This window comes from Blastococcus sp. SYSU DS0552 (genome assembly GCF_054050815.1).
Genome location: NZ_JBJHAB010000006.1, coordinates 27,258 through 45,196 on the forward strand (window position 1 = coordinate 27,258; position 17,939 = coordinate 45,196).

Consider the following 17,939-nt stretch of genomic DNA (forward strand, 5'->3'; position numbering starts at 1 on the left):
GGGTCGGCGTGTCGGCCTGGCAGTCGAACAGGCGTTCGGCCTACTGTGACGTCCACAGGGCGGCCGCTCCTCCACACTCCGCCCCGCAATCCGGAAACTGTCGGTGCCTCGCCCTAGCGTCGGTCCCGACCCGCTTCTCGCGAACCGAAGGTGACGCACCATGCCAGCAACGCTCGACCGCGACAAGGCCCTCGACATGGCCCTCGCCCAGATCGACAAGCAGTTCGGCAAGGGCTCGGTGATGCGGCTGGGCGACAGCCCCGAGGTGGCCATCAAGGTCATCCCGACCGGCTCGATCGCCCTCGACATCGCGCTGGGCATTGGTGGCCTGCCCCGCGGCCGGGTCATCGAGGTCTACGGGCCGGAGTCCTCCGGTAAGACCACGGTCGCCCTGCACGCGGTGGCCAACGCCCAGGCCAACGGCGGCATCGCCGCGTTCATCGACGCCGAGCACGCGCTCGACCCGGAGTACGCCCGCGCCATCGGCGTGGACACCGACGCCCTGCTGGTCAGCCAGCCCGACACCGGTGAGCAGGCGCTGGAGATCGCGGACATGCTGATCCGCTCCGGCGCGCTCGACATCATCGTCATCGACTCCGTCGCGGCCCTGGTGCCGCGCGCCGAGATCGAGGGCGAGATGGGTGACAGCCACGTGGGTCTGCAGGCCCGCCTGATGAGCCAGGCGCTGCGCAAGATCACCGGTGCGCTGAGCAACTCCGGCACGACGGCGATCTTCATCAACCAGCTGCGCGAGAAGGTCGGTGTGGTCTACGGCTCGCCCGAGGTCACCACCGGTGGCCGGGCGCTGAAGTTCTACTCGTCGGTGCGGCTCGACGTCCGTCGTATCGAGACCCTCAAGCAGGGCACCGACGCGATCGGCAGCCGTACCCGCATCAAGGTGGTCAAGAACAAGGTCGCCGCGCCGTTCAAGCAGGCCGAGCTCGACATCCTGTGGGGCCAGGGCTTCAGCCGCGAGGGCGGCATCGTCGACGCCGGTGTCGAGCAGGGCATCGTGAAGAAGTCCGGTGCTTGGTACACCTACGAGGGCGACCAGCTCGGCCAGGGCAAGGAGAACGTCCGCAACTTCCTGAAGGACAACCCCGACCTCGCCGACGAGATCGAGAAGAAGGTCAAGGAGAAGCTGGGCATCGGCCCGACGCTGGACGCTCCGGCGCCGGTCGACGCCCCCGACTTCTGATCCGGTGCTGGACGACCGGCCCTCGAACCGTCGGCGCGGCTCCGGGGTGACCCGGGCCGGCCGACGTTCGCGGACGCCGGGTGGCGACGATCCCCTGACCCCGGACGTCGCCCCCGGTTCCCCGGAGGACGACGCGGGCGATCCCGAGCAGGTAGCACGGTCGATCTGCCTCCGTGCGCTGACCGGGGCCCCGAAGACCCGCCAGCAACTGGCGGATCTCCTCGCGACCCGGGGAGTGCCCGATGACGCGGCCGAGGCGGTGCTGGACCGGTTCACCGAGGTCGGCCTGATCGACGACGCCGCGTTCGCCCGCGCCTGGGTGAGCAGCCGGCAGGCCGGTCGTGGACTGGCGCGCCGGGCGCTCTCCGCCGAGCTGCGGGCGAAGGGCGTCGATCCGGAGACGGCCGCGGAGGCCGTCGAGGCGGTGGATGACGACGACGAGCGCGAGGCGGCTCGTCGGCTCGTGGCTCGGCGGGTCGGGAGCATGCGCCGGCTCGACCGTGCGACGGCCACCCGCCGGCTCATCGGCATGCTCGCCCGCAAGGGCTACAACGGCGGTCTCGCCGCGGCGGTCGTGCGGGAGGCGCTGGACGAGGCAGAACTCGGCGATGACGTCGGCGACCTCTCCGAGTTCGACGAGGAGAGCGCGCTTCCCTGACCGGCGAGGTCGAGCCGGCCGTGAGTACGGCTCACGAGGGGTGGCGGCCAGGTCCGTCTGGTGCCGGCCGGTCGAGCCGGCGCATCAGCTCGAGCACCACGTCGGTGACCGGCTGTCGGGCGTCTACCCGTAGGGGCGATTCATGAGCCCAGGGTGCGTACGCCGCCGCACGCGCGACGATCTCGCCCCACGAAGGCTCCGGCACGTGCGACAGGTCTCGTAGCCGGCCCTCCAGCCGACGGCGGTGCTCGACCTCGTCCTCGAGGACCAGCAGCACGAAGGCGAGGTCCACGCCGGCGGTGGCGGCCGCCACCCGCCAGGTCTCGCGGGCGGGTTCGCTGTCGTTCACCGCATCCACCACGACGGATGCTCCGAGCGCGAGGTTCTGCTGCACCACGGCCCGTGCGGCTTCGTACGCCGCTACCCCGGTCTCCCCGGAGCGGGGGAGCCCTGCGCCCAGGAGCGCGTCCTCGATCGGGTCGATGGAGACGTGGACGGCCCTCAGCCGGGCAGCCAGCTCGGTGGCGACCGCGGACTTGCCGGTGCCCGGCAGCCCCGAGATGACGATCAGCATCCACTCACCGTGCCGTGTCGGGGCGCGGTGCACCGGCCGACACGACGTGTCCGGCGGGCTCCGGTGCGCGTTCAGCCGCCGGCGACCTCGGTGCCCTGGTGGTAGATGACGCGCCAGTCGTCGGCCGTGCGTTCCCAGATGGTCGCGCGTCGCGTGAGTCGGGCACCCTGCCGGAGTCGGTAGGTCAGCAGGAACGTGTCACCACCCAGCGGGCGGCAGGCGACGTTGCTGGTCTCCCAGTCATCGAGGACGCCGTCTGCGTAGCGCTGCTCCAGCACCGACCACACGTGCTCGCGGTCGTAGCGGGCGCCGGACGCGCCGACCTCCCAGAAGTCCTCGGCGGTCATGGCCTCGAAGGCGGACCGGCTCGTTCCTCGCTCGGTTCGGTGGAACAGAGGTTCCCGGGCCATCAGTTCGTCGAGGACGGCGGTGACGTCCGAGGCACCCATGCACGCCACTGTGCCTGTCCGCGAGACGATCGCACCGGGCGAGGACCGGCCACCATCGCGTTCGTCGGCCAGACTCAGCCTGCGGCGAGCCAGGCGGTCACGTCGACGGCCACCCCGTCCGGGGCTTCCGGGTCGGCCACCAGCCAGGCCGGGTCCCGGAGTTGGCCGCTCGACAGCCAGCGGGTGATCTCCGCGTCGAAGGCGTCCTCGTCCGAGGCGTTCGGGCGGCGGCGCTCACCGACGAACGTCAGATCGGTCTCGGTGCCGTCCTCGTAGCGGAGCACCACCCGGCACCGCGACCGCCGGTGCCGGGCCGGCGGCACGACCTCGCGGACGACCGCGCTCTCCGCGCCGGCTGCCTCGGCGAGCGCCGGCGCGGCGGCGCGTAGACGCTCGACGAACGCCTGGCCCGCGTCCAGCTGGGCCGTCGCATCCACCATCACGGGGGCGACGACGGGCGCGTCGGCGCCCGGCGGGATCGTCTCAGTGGAACTCCGGGGAACCGGGGGCAGGTTGCGGCGCCCGGCCGCGTGCATCGTCTCCATCGTGCCGACCAGTCTCACGACCGTTCGGCTGCGCGGCCGTCCGGCGCGCCCGGCTGGGACGAGTGGGTCAGCCGGGGCAGTGCTCGTCGATCACCGTCAGTGGCCCATGCGACCGGGCACGGCCCCGCCCTGTCCCATCTGGACGTCGATCGGCTGTTCCACCGCCTCGGTCGCTGCTGTCTTGGCGTTGAGCGCGGTGCGCTTCTCCACGTACCGGGCGAGCTGGGAGAGCAGCACGTTCACGATGATGTAGAGCAGGCCAGCCGCGACGTACAGCTGGAAGGTGTAGATGTCGCCGAAGCGGAAGTTGAAGAACTCGACGAGCGCGCGGGCCTGCCGTAGCAGCTCCAGGTAGCCGACGATGAACCCCAGCGAGCTGTCCTTGAGCAGCACCACCAGCTGCGCCACCAGGACCGGCAGCATCCGGCGGACCGCCTGCGGGAGCAGCACCAGGGTCATGACCTGGGTCTTGCGCATGCCCAAGGCGAACGCGGACTCCCGCTGGCCGCGGTCGACCGACAGGATGCCCGCCCGGAAGATCTCGGCGAGCACGGCCATGTTGTAGAGCGTCAGGCCGATCGCCAGGGCGCGGAACGCGGTCATCGGCACGCCCACGGTGGGCAGGAACAGGAACGCGAACAGAATCAGGACCAGCAGCGGCACGGCGCGGAAGAACTCGATCACGGCGGTCACCGGGATCCGCACCCAGAGGTGGTCGGAGAGTCGTCCGGCTGCGAGCAAGGCACCCAGGACGGTGGCCGCCACCATGCCGACGGCAGCCACCACCAACGTGTTGAGCAGCGCCTCACCGAGGGCCTGGGGCACGCCGGCCCGGACGTCGAACAGCACGGCCCAGCGGGCAGGGTCCAGCTGGCCGTTGATGCCCAGCCGCCACAGGGCCAGGCCGATGAGCGCGAGGATCAGCAGGCCACCGAGGATGGTGCCGATCCGCTGCCGACGTCGTGCCCGGGGGCCGGGCAGATCGAAGAGGACGGTGGAGGTGCTCATCGGACGATCGCCACCCGGTTCTCGATCGCGCGGATGGCCCACGCGGAAGGCAGCGTGATGACGAGGTAGCCGAGCACGATCGCGAAGAAGACCATCAGGATCTGGTCGGCGTTGAGGTTGGCCAGCCGCTGCAGCGCGGCGGTGAGGTCGGTGACGGCGAAGCCGGCCGCGATCGAGGTGTTCTTCGCCAGGGCGATCCACACGTTGCCCAGCGGGGGCACCACGGTCCGGAAGGCCTGCGGCAGCACGACCGAGCGCAGGCTCTGGCCGAAGTCCAGCCCGATGGCCCGGGCGGCCTCGGCCTGGCCGGTGGAGACCGCGTTGATCCCCGACCGCAGCGCCTCGGCGACGAAGGCGGCGGTGTAGAGCCCCAGGGCCGCGACGGCGGCCGTGAACCGGCTCGGGAACTGCAGGTCGACTTCGACGATGCCGAAGAACAGGAAGAAGAAGACGACGGTGAGGGGCGTGTTCCGGAAGACCTCGACGTAGAACGTGGCCAGCCCGCGCAGCGTCGGCACGGGACTCACTCGCATGCCGGCGAGGATCGTGCCCAGCACCAGCGCGAAGACACCACTGGCCACCGCCAGCGAGAGCGTGGTCAGGAAGGCGCTGCGCAGCAGCGGGAAGTTGTCGATCAGGAACTGCACCGTGCCTCCTCCCGAGGTCCGGCCGGGGACGGCGTCACCGGGGGGCGGGTGCCCGCCCGGTGACGCCGCCGGCGATCAGTAGCGGTCGACCGACGGGGGCTCGGGGGCCTCCGTGCCGGTGATGTCACCAGCCGTGCGGTCCCAGGCCGCGGCCCACTCACCGTTCTCGAAGGACTCCACGAGCACGTCGTTGATGAAGTCGCGGAACTCGTCGTCGCCCTTCTCCAGGCCGATGCCGTAGGGCTCCTCGGTGAAGGGGTTGCCGACGAGCTCGAACTCGTCAGGGCTGCCGGCGACCAGACCGGTGAGGATCACGTTGTCGGTGGTGACGGCCTGCACGTTGCCGTTCGCCAGGTCATCCGCGCACTTGGAGTACACGTCGTAGGTGATGAGCTCGGCCTCGGGGTAGTTGTCCCGGATGTTCTGGGCCGGCGTGGAGCCCTCGACGGAGCAGACCGTCTTCCCTGCGAGATCCTCCGGCCCCTCGATGCCCTCGGGGTTGCCCGCGGCGACCATGATGTCCTGCCCGGCCTCGTAGTAGGGCCCGGCGAAGTCAACGACCTGCTTCCGCTGGTCGTTGATGGTGTAGGTGGCGACCACCATGTCGACCTGGCCGTTCTGGATGAAGGGCTCGCGGTTGGCCGACACGGTTTCGACCCAGTTGATCGACTCCGGCGCGATGCCGAGCTCGGCGGCGATCAGCTCGGCGATCTCGACGTCGAAGCCTTCGGGGGTCTGCGTGTTCGGGTTGAGCAGACCGAAGCCGGGCTGGTCGAACTTGGTGCCGATGGTGATCTCGCCGGCCTCGGCGAGCTCCGCCATCGTCGTGCCCTCCTCGAACTGGACGTCCTCGGCGACCTCCTGGGTCTCCTCGGCGGCCTCCTCCGCCTCGTTGCCGGCCTCGCTGGAGCAGGCGGTGAGCGCGATGCTCAGGGCCGCGAACGTCGCTGCGTAGCGGGTGATGCGCATGGTGATCCCTTCAGGGTCAGTGGTTGAGGATCTTGGACAGGAAGTCCTGGGCCCGCTCGGACTGCGGGTTGGTGAAGAAGGTCTCGGGCTCGGCGGTCTCGACGATCCGGCCGCCGTCCATGAACACGACGCGGTTGGCCGCCTTGCGGGCGAAACCCATCTCGTGGGTGACGACCACCATCGTCATGCCGTCACGCGCCAGGCCGACCATGACGTCGAGGACCTCGTTGATCATCTCGGGGTCCAGGGCGGAGGTCGGCTCGTCGAAGAGCATGACCTTGGGTTCCATGGCCAGCGCCCGGGCGATCGCCACGCGCTGCTGCTGGCCGCCGGAGAGCTGAGCGGGGTACTTGTCGGCCTGGCTGCCGACGCCGACCCGGTCGAGCAGTTCGCGGGCCCGCTTCTCGGCGTCGGCCTTCGACTGCTTGCGGACCTTGATGGGGCCCAGCGTGACGTTCTCGAGGATCGTCTTGTGCGCGAAGAGGTTGAAGCTCTGGAAGACCATGCCGACGTCGGCGCGCAGCCGGGCGAGCTGCTTGCCCTCCTCGGGCAGGCGCTCCCCGTCGATCGTGATCTCGCCCTTCTCGATGGGCTCGAGCCGGTTGATCGCGCGGCACAGCGTCGACTTGCCCGAGCCCGACGGGCCGATGACGACGACGACCTCCCCGCGGGCGATCTCGAGGTCGATGTCCTGCAACACGTGCAGTTCGCCGAACCACTTGTTGACGCCGGACAGGCGGACGAGAGGCTCTCCGTTCGGACGGCTGGTCACCCTGGGGACCCTAAGGGTGGGAGGTCGCGGTTCCCGCACCGCGCGATCACGAAGGCGTAACGAACCCCGGTAGGTCGCGGGCTCACGGCTCGGTGTCCGCCCGTTCGGGTGACCGCTACGGCGCGACGGAGAAGAGATCGCCCGGCTGGCAGCCCAGCGCATCGCACACCGCGGTCAGCGTGGAGAACCGGACGGCGCGCGCCCGCCCGTTCTTGAGCACCGACAGGTTCACCACGGAGACACCGACCCGTTCGGAGAGCTCGACGAGGGTCATGCCGCGTTCGTCGAGCAGCCGGTCGAGGTGGCACACCACCCGGTGGGCGGCCTCCTCCTCGGCCGCCTGAGCGGCCTCGCGGGGGCTCACACGGTCCCCTCGACCTCGTCCTCCAACGCGCGCCCGCGGCGGAAGGCCTCGGCCGCGGCCAGGAGGGCGAGGGTCAGCCCGATCGGCATGAACGGGATCGTGACCTCGAGCAGGACGAGCGGGGAGTCGGGCCCGGCCAGGTCGAGGTGCTCGAGCACGGCGGCCGCGACCAGCCCCTCGGCCATGGGCACGACCAGGCCGCCGAGGACGACGGCCGCGGCGAGGCCGGCCAGCCGGCCGGGGTTGCGCCGGTCGAAGGGGTGCCCGTCGTGGATGGCCCAGAGCACCCGCGCCAGCAGCCATGCGCCGACAGCGACGGCGATCGCGCTCAGCGAGGCCGGCAGCTCGGTGAGCGCCCGCAGCCCGGCCGGGAGGTCGGAGGCGACCAGCGTCGACTCCGGCGTGGAGTCGACGACCCAGACGCCCTCCGGCAGCCCGGGCAGGTCGAGCGCGCGGTCCCCGTCCGGTTCGGCCGCGTTCACCGTGATGCTGCCGCCCGGCTGGGTGAGCTGGTTGATCGGCTGCACCACCGCGAAGAGGGCCGCGACGCCGGCGACGACGAACAGGACGGCGGCGCCCAGGTTCGTGCCGGTGCGGCCGAGGAAGGGGCGGCTCGTCGTCATGGCGCGGACCATAACGAAAGTCGATAACAACGACGATCGTTGTGCCAACCGCGACGTACCCTTCCTCCTGTCATGAGCAGCCTTGTGGAGAGCCCCGCCCCGCGCACCTACCGGGTGCGCACCTACGGGTGCCAGATGAACGTGCACGACTCCGAGCGGCTGTCCGGCCTCCTGGAGCAGGCGGGGTACACCGCCGCGGCGGACGGGGACGACGCCGACGTCGTCGTCCTCAACACCTGCGCCGTGCGCGAGAACGCCGACAATCGCCTCTACGGCAACCTCGGGCACCTCCGCCCGGTCAAGGACGCCCGCCCCGGCATGCAGATCGCCGTCGGCGGCTGCCTCGCGCAGAAGGACCGCGGCGAGATCGTCCGGCGGGCGCCGTGGGTCGACGTCGTCTTCGGCACCCACAACGTCGGCTCGCTGCCGGCTCTTCTGGAGCGGGCCCGGCACAACGCCGAGGCGCAGGTGGAGATCGCCGAGGCGCTGGAGGTCTTCCCCTCGACCCTGCCCGCGAAGCGGGACTCGGCCTACTCCGGCTGGGTGTCGATCAGCGTCGGCTGCAACAACACCTGCACGTTCTGCATCGTCCCGGCGCTGCGCGGCAAGGAGAAGGACCGCCGTCCCGGCGAGATCCTGGCCGAGGTGCAGGCGCTGGTCGACCAGGGCGTGCTCGAGGTGACCCTGCTCGGGCAGAACGTGAACAGCTACGGCAGCGACTTCGGTGACCGTGGCGCGTTCGCCGACCTGCTGCGGGCCACCGGCCGCATCGAGGGGCTGGAGCGGATCCGGTTCACCAGCCCGCACCCGGCGATGTTCACCGACGACGTCATCGCCGCCATGGCCGAGACGCCGGCGGTCTGCCACCAGCTGCACATGCCGCTGCAGTCCGGCTCGGACGACGTCCTCAAGCGGATGCGTCGCGCCTACCGGCAGGAGCGCTACCTCGGGATCATCGACCGGGTGCGCGCCGCCATGCCCGACGCCGCGATCACCACCGACATCATCGTCGGGTTCCCCGGGGAGACGGAGGAGGACTTCGAGCAGACCCTGGACGTCGTCCGGCAGGCGCGGTTCGCCAGCGCCTTCACCTTCCAGTACTCCAAGCGGCCGGGCACGCCCGCCGCCGAGATGGAGGGGCAGCTGCCCAAGGAGGTCGTGCAGGAGCGCTACCTCCGCCTGACCGCCCTGCAGGACGAGATCAGCTGGGACGAGAACCGGAAGCTCGTCGGCGCGCGGGTGGAGCTGCTCGTCGCCGCGGGGGAGGGCAGCAAGGACGCCGCGCGCGGCCGGCTCTCCGGCCGCGCCCGCGACGGTCGGCTCGTGCACTTCACGGCGGCCGACGGGGTGCGCCCCGGCGACGTCGTCGAGACGGTTGTCACCCAGGCCGCGCCGCACCACCTCGTAGCCGACGGCCCGCTGCAGTCCCACCGGCGCACCCGCGCCGGGGACGCGAGCGAGGCCGGGAGCCGGCCCACGACGCCGGGCGTCTCGCTGGGCATGCCGCGGATCGGCGTCCCCGAGCCGCTCCCGGTGCTCACGACCGGCTGCTGAACCAGGGCATAGGAAGCTTTACCTACGGGATCGCGAGCAGAACCGTAGGTAAAGCTTCCTATGCCTGGCAGGGCTAGCGGCGAGCGGACTTCTCGGCCTCGGCCAGCCACTCCCGCCGGGTGTCGAGGTTCGCCTGCGCCTCGGCGATGCGGCGCTGGTCGCCCGCGGCCTCCGCCTTGGCCAGCTGCTCCTCGGCCTTGGTGACGGCGGCCCGCATCGAGGCGACCATCGGGTTCTCCGGGGCGGTGCGCACCCGGCCGGCGTCGGCGGCCCCGCGCACCTTCTGCTCCACGGCCTGCATCCGGTCCTCGAGCTGGCGCATCACGGCGCGCGGCACGTGCCCGATGGCGTCGTAGCGCTCCTGGATCTTCCGCAGCGCGTTCTGGGCCCCGCGCAGGTCCTTGCCCGGGTCGAGCTGCTCGGCCTCGGCCAGCAGCTCCTCCTTGGCCCGCTGGTTGGCGACCTGCTCGGCGTCACGCGCCTTGTCCTGCTCGGCGCGGGCGCTGAAGAACACGTCCTGCGCGGCGCGGAACTCCTTCCACAGGTCGTCGTCGCCGTCCCGGCCGGTGCGCGGCACGGCCTTCCAGCGGTCCATCAGCGAGCGCATCGCGGCGCTGGTGGGACCCCAGTCGGTGGACGTCGACAGCCGCCGTGCCTCGGCGATGAGCTCCTGCTTGGCCGCGCGGGCCTCGCCGCGCTGGGCGTCGAGCTGCGCGAAGTGGGCGCCGCGCCGGCGGCCGAAGGCGTCGCGGGCGGCGGCGAACCGGGACCACAGCGCGTCGTCGGTCTTGCGGTCGATTCCGCGGATGGTCTTCCACTCCTCGACGATCGCCTTGAGGCGGTCGCCGGCGGCCTTCCAGGACGTCGACTCGGCGGCGATTTGCTCGGCCTCGGCGGCCAGGGCCTCCTTGCGCGCCACCTGCGCCGCCCGGGCGGCGGCCTTCTCCGCCCGGTACTCGACGGCGGCGGCCTCGGCGGTCGCCACGATGGCGCGGGCCCGGGCGGCCAGCCCCTCGAGGTCGCCCACCGCGGCGGCGGTCGGGATCGACTCGGCCAGCGCCTGGGCCTTCGCCTTGATCTCGCCGGGGTTGCCGGTGTGCGCCTTGAGCCGGGCCTCCAGCAGCGACACCTCGGTGGCGAGGTCGTCGAAGCGGCGGCCGTAGTGGGCGAGCCCCGCCTCGGCGTCGCCCGCCTGCCACGAGCCGACCTCGCGCTCGCCGTCGGCGGTGCGCACGTAGACGGTGCCGTCCTCGTCGACCCGGCCCCACTGCGCCGGGTCGCTCACCACCCGCTCGACCGGAGGAGCCGCCGGGGCCGGGGCCGGCGTCGGCTCCGGGGTGGTCGCGGGTTCCGGTTCGGCCGCGGGTGCGGGCGCCGGCTCCGGTGCCGGCGCCGCGCCGGTGGGGTCGGCGAGGGCCGCCTCCGCGGGGGTCGGCGCCGCCGGCGTGCCGGCCGCGGGGGTCACCGCGTCGGCGCCGTCGGTCGGGGTCGCCGCCTCGGGGGCGGGGGTCTCGGGGGTCTCCGCAATCGGCGGAGCGGCCTGCTGCACCCCGTTGCCGGGGTCGTCCGTGCTCGACACGTCCGGCAGTGTCCCACGTCGCATCGGCGACACTGCTGCGGTGACCTCCCACCCCGGCGGCGTCCCGGCCCGGACGCCCCGCCCGTCGGCCGCCGTCGCCTTCTGCCCGTGCCCGCCGCTGCTGGTGCCGGCGGTGGAGGGGCGGCCCTCGCCCGAGACCGCCGCGCTGCGGTCGGCCTGCGCGGATGCGGTGACCGCCTTGCTCGGTGCCGCGCCGGAGGTGGTGGTCGTCGTGGGGCCCGGTGCGGCGTCCGGGGAACGCTTCGGGCCCGGCGACGGCGGTGACCTCCGCGGGTTCGGCGTCGACCTGGAGCTGCCCTTCGACGGGTGGTTGCGCCCGGGAGGTCTCCGGCTCCCCCTCGCGCACACCGTCGGTACCTGGCTGCTCGACCAGGCGTCGTTCGCCGGCACCCGCGTCGGGGTCGGGCCGGCCGACCTCGGCCAGCTGCTGCGGGACCTGCCGCCGCCGGTGGGCGTGCTCGCGATGGGCGACGGCTCGGCCCGGCGCTCGGTCAAGGCACCCGGGTACCTGGATCCGGCGGCCGAGCCGTTCGACGCCGCCGTCGCCACCGCCCTGGCGACGGGGGACACCGCCGGGCTGGCCGCGCTCGACCCGGCGGCGGGGGAGCGGCTCCTCGCCGCCGGCGTACCGGTCTGGCGGGCGGTGGGAGCCGCGCTCGCGGGCCGGCACGTCACCGCGCGGCTGCGGTACGACGGGGCGCCGTTCGGGGTGGGCTACCCGGTCGCCGACTGGGTGGTCGCGTGAGCGGAGCGCCCGGCGGCAGCGGACCAGTGGTCCCGACCCCGCCGCCGGTGGTCGCGATCGTCGGCCCGACGGCGACCGGCAAGACCGCGCTCGCCGTCGAGCTGGCCCGGCGCCTGGGCGGTGAGGTGGTGAACGCCGACTCGATGCAGCTCTACCGCGGCATGGACATCGGCACCGCCAAGCCCGACCTCGCCGAGCGCGGCGGGGTGCCGCACCACCTGCTCGACCTGTGGCACGTGCGCGAACCGGCATCGGTGGCCGAGTACCGGCGGCGGGCGCGAGCCGAGATCGACCGGCTGCGGGCCGCCGGCACCGTGCCGCTGCTCGTCGGCGGCTCGGGGCTGTACGTGCGCGCCGTCCTCGACGAGCTGGAATTCCCGGGCACCGACCCGGTGGTCCGCGCCCGCCTGGAGGGGGAGCTCGCGGACGTCGGTCCGGCCGCGCTGCACGCCCGGCTGGCCGGGCTCGACCCGGCCGCCGCCGCGGCCGTCCTGCCCAGCAACGGCCGGCGGATCGTGCGCGCTCTCGAGGTGATCGAGCTGACCGGTGGGCCGTTCCGCGCCGAGCTCCCCGAGCCGCGCCCGCACTACCCGGCGGTGGTGCTCGGGCTGGACCGCGAACCCGCGGAGCTCGACGAACGGATCGCCGTCCGGGTCGACCGGATGTGGGCCGCGGGGTTCGTGGACGAGGTGGCGGCGCTCGCCGCCGACGGGCTCCGCGAGGGGCCGACGGCCTCCCGCGCCCTCGGCTACGCCCAGGTGCTGGCCCAGTTCGACGGCACGCTGTCGGCCGAGGAGGCACGCGAGCGCACCGTCACCACGACCCGCAGGTTCGTGCGTCGGCAGCGGTCCTGGTTCCGGCGGGACGCCGCGACGACGTGGCTCGACGCCGCCCGGGCCGACCTGGCCGACGCAGCGACCGGGGTGATCACCGGCCGTACGATCGATCCGTGACCTCCTCGCCGCGCGTGCTGCTCGGGCACGGCACCGAGAACGACTTCGTGGTGCTGCCCGACCCCGACGGCACCGTGTGGGCCGGCGAGCGGCTGGATGCCGCCATGGTGCGGCGGCTGTGCGAGCGCCGGGCCGGCCTGGGGGGCGACGGCGTGCTGCGGCTGGTGCGCAGCGCCCACGTGCCCGACGCTCCCGCCGTGCTGGGGGAGCACCTGCCCCGGTGCGAGTGGTTCATGGACCACCGCAACGCCGACGGCTCCTACGCCGAGATGTGCGGCAACGGCATCCGGCTGTTCCTGCACGCGCTGATCAGCGAGGGGCTCGTCGACCGCGCTGCCTGCGCCGACGGCCTGCTCGTCGGCACCCGGGGCGGGCCGCGCCGGGTGGGCGCCGGTGCCGACGGCGGCTACTGGGTCGACATGGGCCCCGCCCGCCCGTTCGGCGAGGGCGAGGCGCTGCTCGACGGCCGGGCATTCGCCGGTCTCGCCGTCAGCATGGGCAACCCTCACCTGGCCTGCCTGACCGACGTGCCCGTCGAGCAGCTGGACCTGACCGGTACCCCGGCGTTCGACGAGGCGCTGTTCCCGGAGGGCGTCAACGTCGAGCTGGTGAACGTCCTGGAGCCGGGTGCCCACGTGCGGCTGCGGGTCAGCGAGCGCGGGGTGGGCGAGACGCGGTCGTGCGGCACCGGCGCCTGCGCCGCGGCCTACGCGGCCCTGCGTGCCGCGGGCGCCGACGAGGGCACGGTCGTCGTCGACGTCCCCGGGGGCCGCCTGTCGGTGCAGGTGACCCCCGGGACGACGGTCCTCAGCGGTCCGGCCGTGCTGGTGTCGGCCGGCACGCTGTGCCCGGAGTGGCTCCGGGCCTGAGGCGTCAGCGGCGGTCGTCGTCGGGCGGCAGCGGGACCATCGCGTCGTCGTCGCCGGTGGCCGGAGGGGTGGGCGGCGCCCCCCGGCCGCTGTCCTGGTCGGCGCCGGCACCCATCGGGTTGCGCGGCGGGCCGCCGATGCCCTCGGGGTCCCGGCCCGGGTCGTCCAGCTCGCTGTTCGAACCCAGCCGGCTCGATCCGCTCTCGCTCATCGGTTCCTCCTCCGTGCGTCGCGTTCGTCGCGCTGGCCCTACCCCTGCCGCCGGTCGGGATGCATCCGGGGCGTCGATGCGTTGTACCGGGCGATGACAACTCAGGTGCTTTCCATGCAAGACCGTGCCACGCTGGAGACGATGACGACCGCCCCCGACGCCCTGCCCCTCGACGAGCAGGCCGACCTCGACACCCGCTCCGCGCCCACCGGGCGGTGGGCCGAGGCCGACGACACCACCGGCTCCTACGCGCTCGAGGCGCGCGGCGCCCTGCGCCGGGTGGCCGGTCTCTCCACCGAGCTCGCCGACGTCACCGAGGTCGAGTACCGGCAGCTGCGACTCGAGCGCGTCGTGCTCGTCGGCGTCTGGACCGAGGGCACCCAGGCCGACGCCGACCGCTCGCTGGCCGAGCTGGCCGCCCTGGCCGAGACGGCGGGCTCGCAGGTGCTCGAGGCGGTCAGCCAGCGGCGCGACAAGCCCGACGCCGCCACCTACGTCGGCTCGGGCAAGGCCAACGAGATCCGCGACATCGTCGCCGCCACCGGCGCCGACACCGTCATCTGCGACGGTGAGCTCACCCCCGGCCAGCTCAACCAGCTGGAGAAGGTGCTCAAGGTCAAGGTCGTCGACCGGACGGCGCTGATCCTCGACATCTTCGCCCAGCACGCGACGAGCCGGGAGGGCAAGGCGCAGGTCGAGCTCGCCCAGATGCAGTACATGCTGCCGCGGCTGCGCGGTTGGGGTGAGTCGATGTCCCGGCAGGCCGGTGGCCGGGTCGCCGGCGGTGGTGGCATCGGTACCCGCGGACCGGGTGAAACGAAGATCGAGACCGACCGCCGGCGCATCCGCGCCCGGGTGAGCAAGCTGCGGCGGGAGATCGCCGGCATGGCGACCGCCCGCGCCACCCAGCGGGCGAGCCGGGGACGCAACGCCGTGCCGAGCGTGGCGATCGCCGGGTACACCAACGCGGGCAAGTCCAGCCTGCTCAACCAGCTCACCGGCGCCGGCGTGCTGGTGGAGAACGCGCTGTTCGCCACCCTCGACCCGACGGTGCGCCGGGCGCAGTCGCCGGACGGCCGGGAGTACACGCTCACCGACACCGTCGGCTTCGTGCGCCATCTGCCGCACCAGCTGGTGGACGCGTTCCGCTCCACGCTGGAGGAGGTCGCCGCGGCGGACCTGCTGCTGCACGTGGTCGACGGCTCCGACCCCGATCCGCTCGGCCAGATCGACGCCGTCCACGTCGTGCTGAGCGAGATCGACGCGGCGGCCGTGCCGGAGGTCATCGTCGTCAACAAGGTCGACGCGATGAGCGAGGAGGACATCCTCACCCTCCGCCAGGCCCTGCCGGGCGCGGTCTGGGTCTCGGCCCGCACGGGCGTCGGTATCGACACCCTCCGCACGCTGGTGGCCGAGCGGCTGCCGCACCCCGACGTCGAGGTCGACGTGCTCGTGCCCTACGAGCGCGGTGACCTCGTGGCCCGGGTGCACCGGGACGGCGAGGTGCTCGGCGAGCGGCACGAGGACGGCGGCACACGGCTCACCGCGCGGGTGGACGGCGCCCTCGCCGCGGTGCTCGAGGAGTTCGCGGTCCCGGTGGGCTGAGCCGGGGCGGTCGATCGGCTCGGATCACGATCCGGTCACGGGCCGGTACGGTGGCGGCGTGACCAGGGGTGCGGTGCGGGTGGCCGAGTCACCGCGCGCCGCCCCCGTGGTCCCGCCCGGCCGGCCGCCGTGGTGGCTGGTCGCCGTGACGCTGCTGGTCGGCGTCCTCATCACCGCCGACCTGCTCCGCCACGGGCCGTCGGAGCGGATGGACCTCCGGGTGTCGGAGATCGTCAGCGACTGGGGCCTGCGGGACACGCCGGGCTACCCGGCGGTGTGGGTGGTCACGCAGCTCGGCGGGCGCGTGACCATCCTCGTCGTCCTCGCCGGCCTGGTCGGATACCTGCTGTGGCGGCGGGGCACCTGGCTGCCGGCCCTCCGCGTGCTGCTGGCGCTCGGGGTGCTGACCGCCGGGGTGTACGCGATCAAGCACGGGATCGGGCGGACGGCGCCGGCGTTCCCGGGCTCCTACTTCTTCCACGCCGACGGCGCCTCGTTCCCCTCCGGTCACGTCGCCAACGCGGTGCTCATGTGGGGGGTGGCCCGCTGGCAGGCGGTCGAGTACGGGCTCCCGCCGGCGGTACAGCGGACCTTCTGGTGGCTGAGCGTCGTCGGGCCGGTCGCCACTGGCGCGGCGATGGTGTCGCTGGACTTCCACTGGGTCACCGACGCGGTCGTGGGCGCCGCTGTCGGGATCGTCCTCCTGGGCGTGGTTCATGCACTGGACGCGATGGTTCTGTCACGCTTGGTACGTGCCCGAGCAGGCCGAGCGAGTTCCTAGCCGCGTCCGGCGGCGTCGGCTCGTCGTCGCGAGCGCCCTGACCGGCGCCCTGGCCGTGCTCGTTCCCGCGTCCGCGTCGGCGGAGGAGCCGGCGCCGGAGGTCCGGTGCGCCATCACGGACCCCCGACTCGCCGAGCTGTCCGGCCTGGTGGTGGTAGAAGAGCAGATGCTCGCCCTCAACGACGGCGGTGACCGGGTCGAAGTCCTCGGGCTCGATGCCGCCTGTGCGGTGGTCGACGTGCAGGCCGGGGCCGCGGACCCCTTCGACCCGGAAGACCTCGGCGTCGGCTCGGACGGGAGCGTCTGGATCGCCGACACCGGTGACAACGGCACGAGCCGTGCCACCGTCGCGCTGCATGTCCTCCGGCCCGACGGCGCGGCAGCGCTGCACCGGCTGACCTACCCCGACGGCGCGCACGACGCCGAGGCGCTGCTCCTGGCCCCGGACGGGACGCCGTACCTCGTGACCAAGGAAGTGCTCGGCTCCAGCGGGGTCTACCGGCCCGCCGCCGCGCTCGTCGACGGCGGCACTGTGCCGATGGAGCGGGTGGGCACGGTCAACGTCACCCTCACCGGAACCCCGGGTGGCCCCGTGGGTCGTGCGGGGCAGTTGCTGATCACCGGAGGTGCCGTTGCCGGCGACGGGGGCGCACTGGCGCTGCGCACCTACACGGACGCCTACGTGTGGCCGCTGTCCGGTTCGGACGTGCCCGGTGCGCTGGCCGGCGAACCGGTGCGGGTGGCGCTCCCCGAGTCGCCGCAGGGCGAGGCCGTCAGCTTCTCCGCCGACAACCGGGCGCTCGTGGTCGCCAGCGAGGGCCTGCCCAGCGCCGTCACCGTGGTTCCCCTGCCCGCCGCGACCGCCGCCGCGAGCACCTCTCCCGAAGGTGATCCGCTGCCGTCCATCGCAGAGCTCACCCGCTCGGACCGTTCACCCATCGCCGCGGCCCTGATCGCCGCCACCGTCGCCACCGTCGTGGTCTGGGTGGGCGGAAGGCTGCGCCGCCGACACTGACCGGTCAGACGCCGGGCTGCCAGCCGAGCTGCCGGCTGCACTCCTCCGCGGCTCGGGTGACCTGCTCCCCGTGGACCGGCCACAGGCGCCGGGGGAACCGGTGGGTCGGTAGCGAGAGGCTCAGGGTCGCCACCGGCGCGCCGGAGCGGTCCAGGATGGCAGCGCCGACCGCGGCGATGTCCGGGTGTCGGGTGCCGACCGATACGGCGTAGCCCTGTCGGCGCACCCGGGGCAGTTCCCGCAGCAGAGCCTCCGGATCGGTGTCGGTGTTCGGCGTGAGTCGCTCCAGCGGTGCGGCGCGTAGCAGCGCGGCCGCCTTTCCTTCGGGCAGGAAGGCCAGCACCGCCTTCCCGGAGGCCGTCGTGTGCAGCGGCGCCCCGTTGCCGACGGAGGCGTGGGTCCGCACCGGGTGGGCGCCGTCGATCTTGTCCAGAAGGACGATCCGCCGGTCCTCCGGGATCGACAGGTGCACCGTCTCGCCGGTCGCCGCGGAAAGCCGGTGCATCGCGGGCAGCGCGATGCGTCGGATCTCCTCGTCGCCCCGGTGCCGCGATCCGATGGCCTGGGCCTTGGCGGTGAGCGACCACCGCGTGGGCTCATCCACGCTCGCCCGGATCCAGCCGAGCTCGCCCAAGGTCAGAAGCATCCGTTGCACGGTGGACTTCGGAAGCTGCATCGCTCGGGCGAGGTCGCTGACCCCTACGGGTTGCCGATCCGAGACGGCCTCGAGCACGGCCAGCGCGACAGAGACCGATCTCATGTGCTTGACGTCACCATTCACCCGACTTACTGTGGCCCG

21 protein-coding genes are annotated in these 17,939 nt (G+C 73.1%); 9 read left to right on the plus strand and 12 right to left on the minus strand.

Going from position 1 to position 17,939, the window contains the following annotated elements:
- Positions 1-160 precede the first annotated feature (160 nt).
- Both recA and ACI8AG_RS07560 read left to right on the plus strand, forming a co-directional pair.
- A complete protein-coding gene (recA, locus tag ACI8AG_RS07555; RefSeq protein ID WP_346619486.1) occupies positions 161-1,198 on the plus strand; it encodes a recombinase RecA in 1,038 nt (345 codons plus the stop codon).
- Between the two features lie 46 nt (positions 1,199-1,244).
- The gene (locus ACI8AG_RS07560; protein ID WP_456596694.1) at positions 1,245-1,856 is read left to right on the plus strand and encodes a regulatory protein RecX; all 612 of its coding nucleotides are present in this window, start codon (positions 1,245-1,247) and stop codon (positions 1,854-1,856) included.
- Between the two features lie 31 nt (positions 1,857-1,887).
- Here the strand turns inward: ACI8AG_RS07560 and ACI8AG_RS07565 are convergent, their stop codons facing one another.
- From ACI8AG_RS07565 to ACI8AG_RS07605, 9 genes are all read right to left on the minus strand, one after another.
- Entirely contained in the window at positions 1,888-2,430 is a 543-nt protein-coding gene (locus tag ACI8AG_RS07565; RefSeq protein WP_456596524.1) for an AAA family ATPase, read from the minus strand.
- Between the two features lie 71 nt (positions 2,431-2,501).
- Positions 2,502-2,879, minus strand: a complete 378-nt coding sequence (locus ACI8AG_RS07570; protein WP_456596525.1) for a nuclear transport factor 2 family protein — start codon at positions 2,877-2,879, stop codon at positions 2,502-2,504.
- A 74-nt stretch (positions 2,880-2,953) separates the two neighbouring features.
- Entirely contained in the window at positions 2,954-3,442 is a 489-nt protein-coding gene (locus ACI8AG_RS07575; protein WP_456596526.1) for a hypothetical protein, read from the minus strand.
- 78 nt (positions 3,443-3,520) lie between these two features.
- The gene (locus ACI8AG_RS07580; protein WP_456596527.1) at positions 3,521-4,432 is read right to left on the minus strand and encodes an amino acid ABC transporter permease; all 912 of its coding nucleotides are present in this window, start codon (positions 4,430-4,432) and stop codon (positions 3,521-3,523) included.
- Entirely contained in the window at positions 4,429-5,079 is a 651-nt protein-coding gene (locus ACI8AG_RS07585) for an amino acid ABC transporter permease (RefSeq protein ID WP_456596528.1), read from the minus strand. Before ACI8AG_RS07585 ends, ACI8AG_RS07580 begins: the two co-directional genes overlap by 4 nt.
- A 75-nt stretch (positions 5,080-5,154) precedes the next feature.
- The gene (locus tag ACI8AG_RS07590; protein WP_456596529.1) at positions 5,155-6,048 is read right to left on the minus strand and encodes a glutamate ABC transporter substrate-binding protein; all 894 of its coding nucleotides are present in this window, start codon (positions 6,046-6,048) and stop codon (positions 5,155-5,157) included.
- 16 nt (positions 6,049-6,064) lie between these two features.
- On the minus strand, positions 6,065-6,820 hold the full coding sequence (locus tag ACI8AG_RS07595; protein ID WP_456596530.1) for an amino acid ABC transporter ATP-binding protein: 756 nt from the start codon (positions 6,818-6,820) through the stop codon (positions 6,065-6,067).
- A gap of 115 nt (positions 6,821-6,935) precedes the next feature.
- Complete coding sequence (locus ACI8AG_RS07600) at positions 6,936-7,184, minus strand: helix-turn-helix domain-containing protein (RefSeq protein WP_456596531.1); 249 nt, start codon at positions 7,182-7,184, stop codon at positions 6,936-6,938.
- Entirely contained in the window at positions 7,181-7,807 is a 627-nt protein-coding gene (locus ACI8AG_RS07605) for a DUF2975 domain-containing protein (RefSeq protein WP_456596532.1), read from the minus strand. Before ACI8AG_RS07605 ends, ACI8AG_RS07600 begins: the two co-directional genes overlap by 4 nt.
- A gap of 72 nt (positions 7,808-7,879) precedes the next feature.
- Between ACI8AG_RS07605 and miaB the strand changes: the two genes are divergently transcribed.
- Positions 7,880-9,361, plus strand: coding sequence for a tRNA (N6-isopentenyl adenosine(37)-C2)-methylthiotransferase MiaB (gene miaB, locus ACI8AG_RS07610; protein WP_456596533.1), 1,482 nt, complete (start codon positions 7,880-7,882; stop codon positions 9,359-9,361).
- A gap of 73 nt (positions 9,362-9,434) precedes the next feature.
- Here the strand turns inward: miaB and ACI8AG_RS07615 are convergent, their stop codons facing one another.
- Positions 9,435-10,940: a DUF349 domain-containing protein gene (locus ACI8AG_RS07615; protein ID WP_456596534.1), complete on the minus strand. Its 1,506-nt coding sequence runs from the start codon at positions 10,938-10,940 to the stop codon at positions 9,435-9,437.
- Positions 10,941-10,980: 40 nt separating this feature from the next.
- On the opposite strand from ACI8AG_RS07615, the gene ACI8AG_RS07620 reads away from it, so the two are divergent.
- The 3 genes from ACI8AG_RS07620 to dapF are packed head-to-tail and all read left to right on the plus strand — an operon-like array spanning position 10,981 to position 13,528.
- The gene (locus tag ACI8AG_RS07620; RefSeq protein ID WP_456596535.1) at positions 10,981-11,706 is read left to right on the plus strand and encodes a hypothetical protein; all 726 of its coding nucleotides are present in this window, start codon (positions 10,981-10,983) and stop codon (positions 11,704-11,706) included.
- Positions 11,703-12,659 (plus strand): tRNA (adenosine(37)-N6)-dimethylallyltransferase MiaA, encoded by a 957-nt coding sequence (gene miaA / locus ACI8AG_RS07625; protein ID WP_456596536.1) that lies wholly within the window; start codon positions 11,703-11,705, stop codon positions 12,657-12,659. Before ACI8AG_RS07620 ends, miaA begins: the two co-directional genes overlap by 4 nt.
- Complete coding sequence (gene dapF / locus ACI8AG_RS07630) at positions 12,656-13,528, plus strand: diaminopimelate epimerase (protein ID WP_456596537.1); 873 nt, start codon at positions 12,656-12,658, stop codon at positions 13,526-13,528. Before miaA ends, dapF begins: the two co-directional genes overlap by 4 nt.
- A 4-nt stretch (positions 13,529-13,532) precedes the next feature.
- Here the strand turns inward: dapF and ACI8AG_RS07635 are convergent, their stop codons facing one another.
- Entirely contained in the window at positions 13,533-13,739 is a 207-nt protein-coding gene (locus ACI8AG_RS07635; protein WP_456589371.1) for a hypothetical protein, read from the minus strand.
- 114 nt (positions 13,740-13,853) lie between these two features.
- On the opposite strand from ACI8AG_RS07635, the gene hflX reads away from it, so the two are divergent.
- Genes hflX through ACI8AG_RS07650 form a run of 3 tightly spaced genes read left to right on the plus strand, consistent with a single transcriptional unit; the run spans position 13,854 to position 17,140 of the window.
- Positions 13,854-15,344, plus strand: coding sequence for a GTPase HflX (gene hflX / locus ACI8AG_RS07640; protein WP_456596538.1), 1,491 nt, complete (start codon positions 13,854-13,856; stop codon positions 15,342-15,344).
- A gap of 58 nt (positions 15,345-15,402) precedes the next feature.
- Positions 15,403-16,125 (plus strand): phosphatase PAP2 family protein, encoded by a 723-nt coding sequence (locus tag ACI8AG_RS07645; RefSeq protein ID WP_456596539.1) that lies wholly within the window; start codon positions 15,403-15,405, stop codon positions 16,123-16,125.
- Positions 16,097-17,140, plus strand: a complete 1,044-nt coding sequence (locus ACI8AG_RS07650; protein ID WP_456596540.1) for a hypothetical protein — start codon at positions 16,097-16,099, stop codon at positions 17,138-17,140. The genes ACI8AG_RS07645 and ACI8AG_RS07650 overlap by 29 nt, the downstream gene beginning before the upstream one ends.
- Before the next feature lie 4 nt (positions 17,141-17,144).
- Here ACI8AG_RS07650 and ACI8AG_RS07655 read toward each other — a convergent pair whose 3' ends face one another.
- A complete protein-coding gene (locus ACI8AG_RS07655; protein ID WP_456596695.1) occupies positions 17,145-17,900 on the minus strand; it encodes an IclR family transcriptional regulator in 756 nt (251 codons plus the stop codon).
- Positions 17,901-17,939: the final 39 nt, after the last annotated feature.

What these genes read in the sequence shown, in the direction of transcription:
- recA (WP_346619486.1), top strand. Translation starts at nt 161, where the DNA reads ATGCCAGCAACGCTCGACCGCGACAAGGCCCTCGACATGGCCCTCGCC.
- ACI8AG_RS07565 (WP_456596524.1), bottom strand. Translation starts at nt 2,430, where the DNA reads ATGCTGATCGTCATCTCGGGGCTGCCGGGCACCGGCAAGTCCGCGGTC.
- ACI8AG_RS07570 (WP_456596525.1), bottom strand. Translation starts at nt 2,879, where the DNA reads ATGGGTGCCTCGGACGTCACCGCCGTCCTCGACGAACTGATGGCCCGG.
- ACI8AG_RS07580 (WP_456596527.1), bottom strand. Translation starts at nt 4,432, where the DNA reads ATGAGCACCTCCACCGTCCTCTTCGATCTGCCCGGCCCCCGGGCACGA.
- ACI8AG_RS07590 (WP_456596529.1), bottom strand. Translation starts at nt 6,048, where the DNA reads ATGCGCATCACCCGCTACGCAGCGACGTTCGCGGCCCTGAGCATCGCG.
- ACI8AG_RS07605 (WP_456596532.1), bottom strand. Translation starts at nt 7,807, where the DNA reads ATGACGACGAGCCGCCCCTTCCTCGGCCGCACCGGCACGAACCTGGGC.
- miaB (WP_456596533.1), top strand. Translation starts at nt 7,880, where the DNA reads ATGAGCAGCCTTGTGGAGAGCCCCGCCCCGCGCACCTACCGGGTGCGC.
- ACI8AG_RS07635 (WP_456589371.1), bottom strand. Translation starts at nt 13,739, where the DNA reads ATGAGCGAGAGCGGATCGAGCCGGCTGGGTTCGAACAGCGAGCTGGAC.
- hflX (WP_456596538.1), top strand. Translation starts at nt 13,854, where the DNA reads ATGCAAGACCGTGCCACGCTGGAGACGATGACGACCGCCCCCGACGCC.
- ACI8AG_RS07655 (WP_456596695.1), bottom strand. Translation starts at nt 17,900, where the DNA reads ATGAGATCGGTCTCTGTCGCGCTGGCCGTGCTCGAGGCCGTCTCGGAT.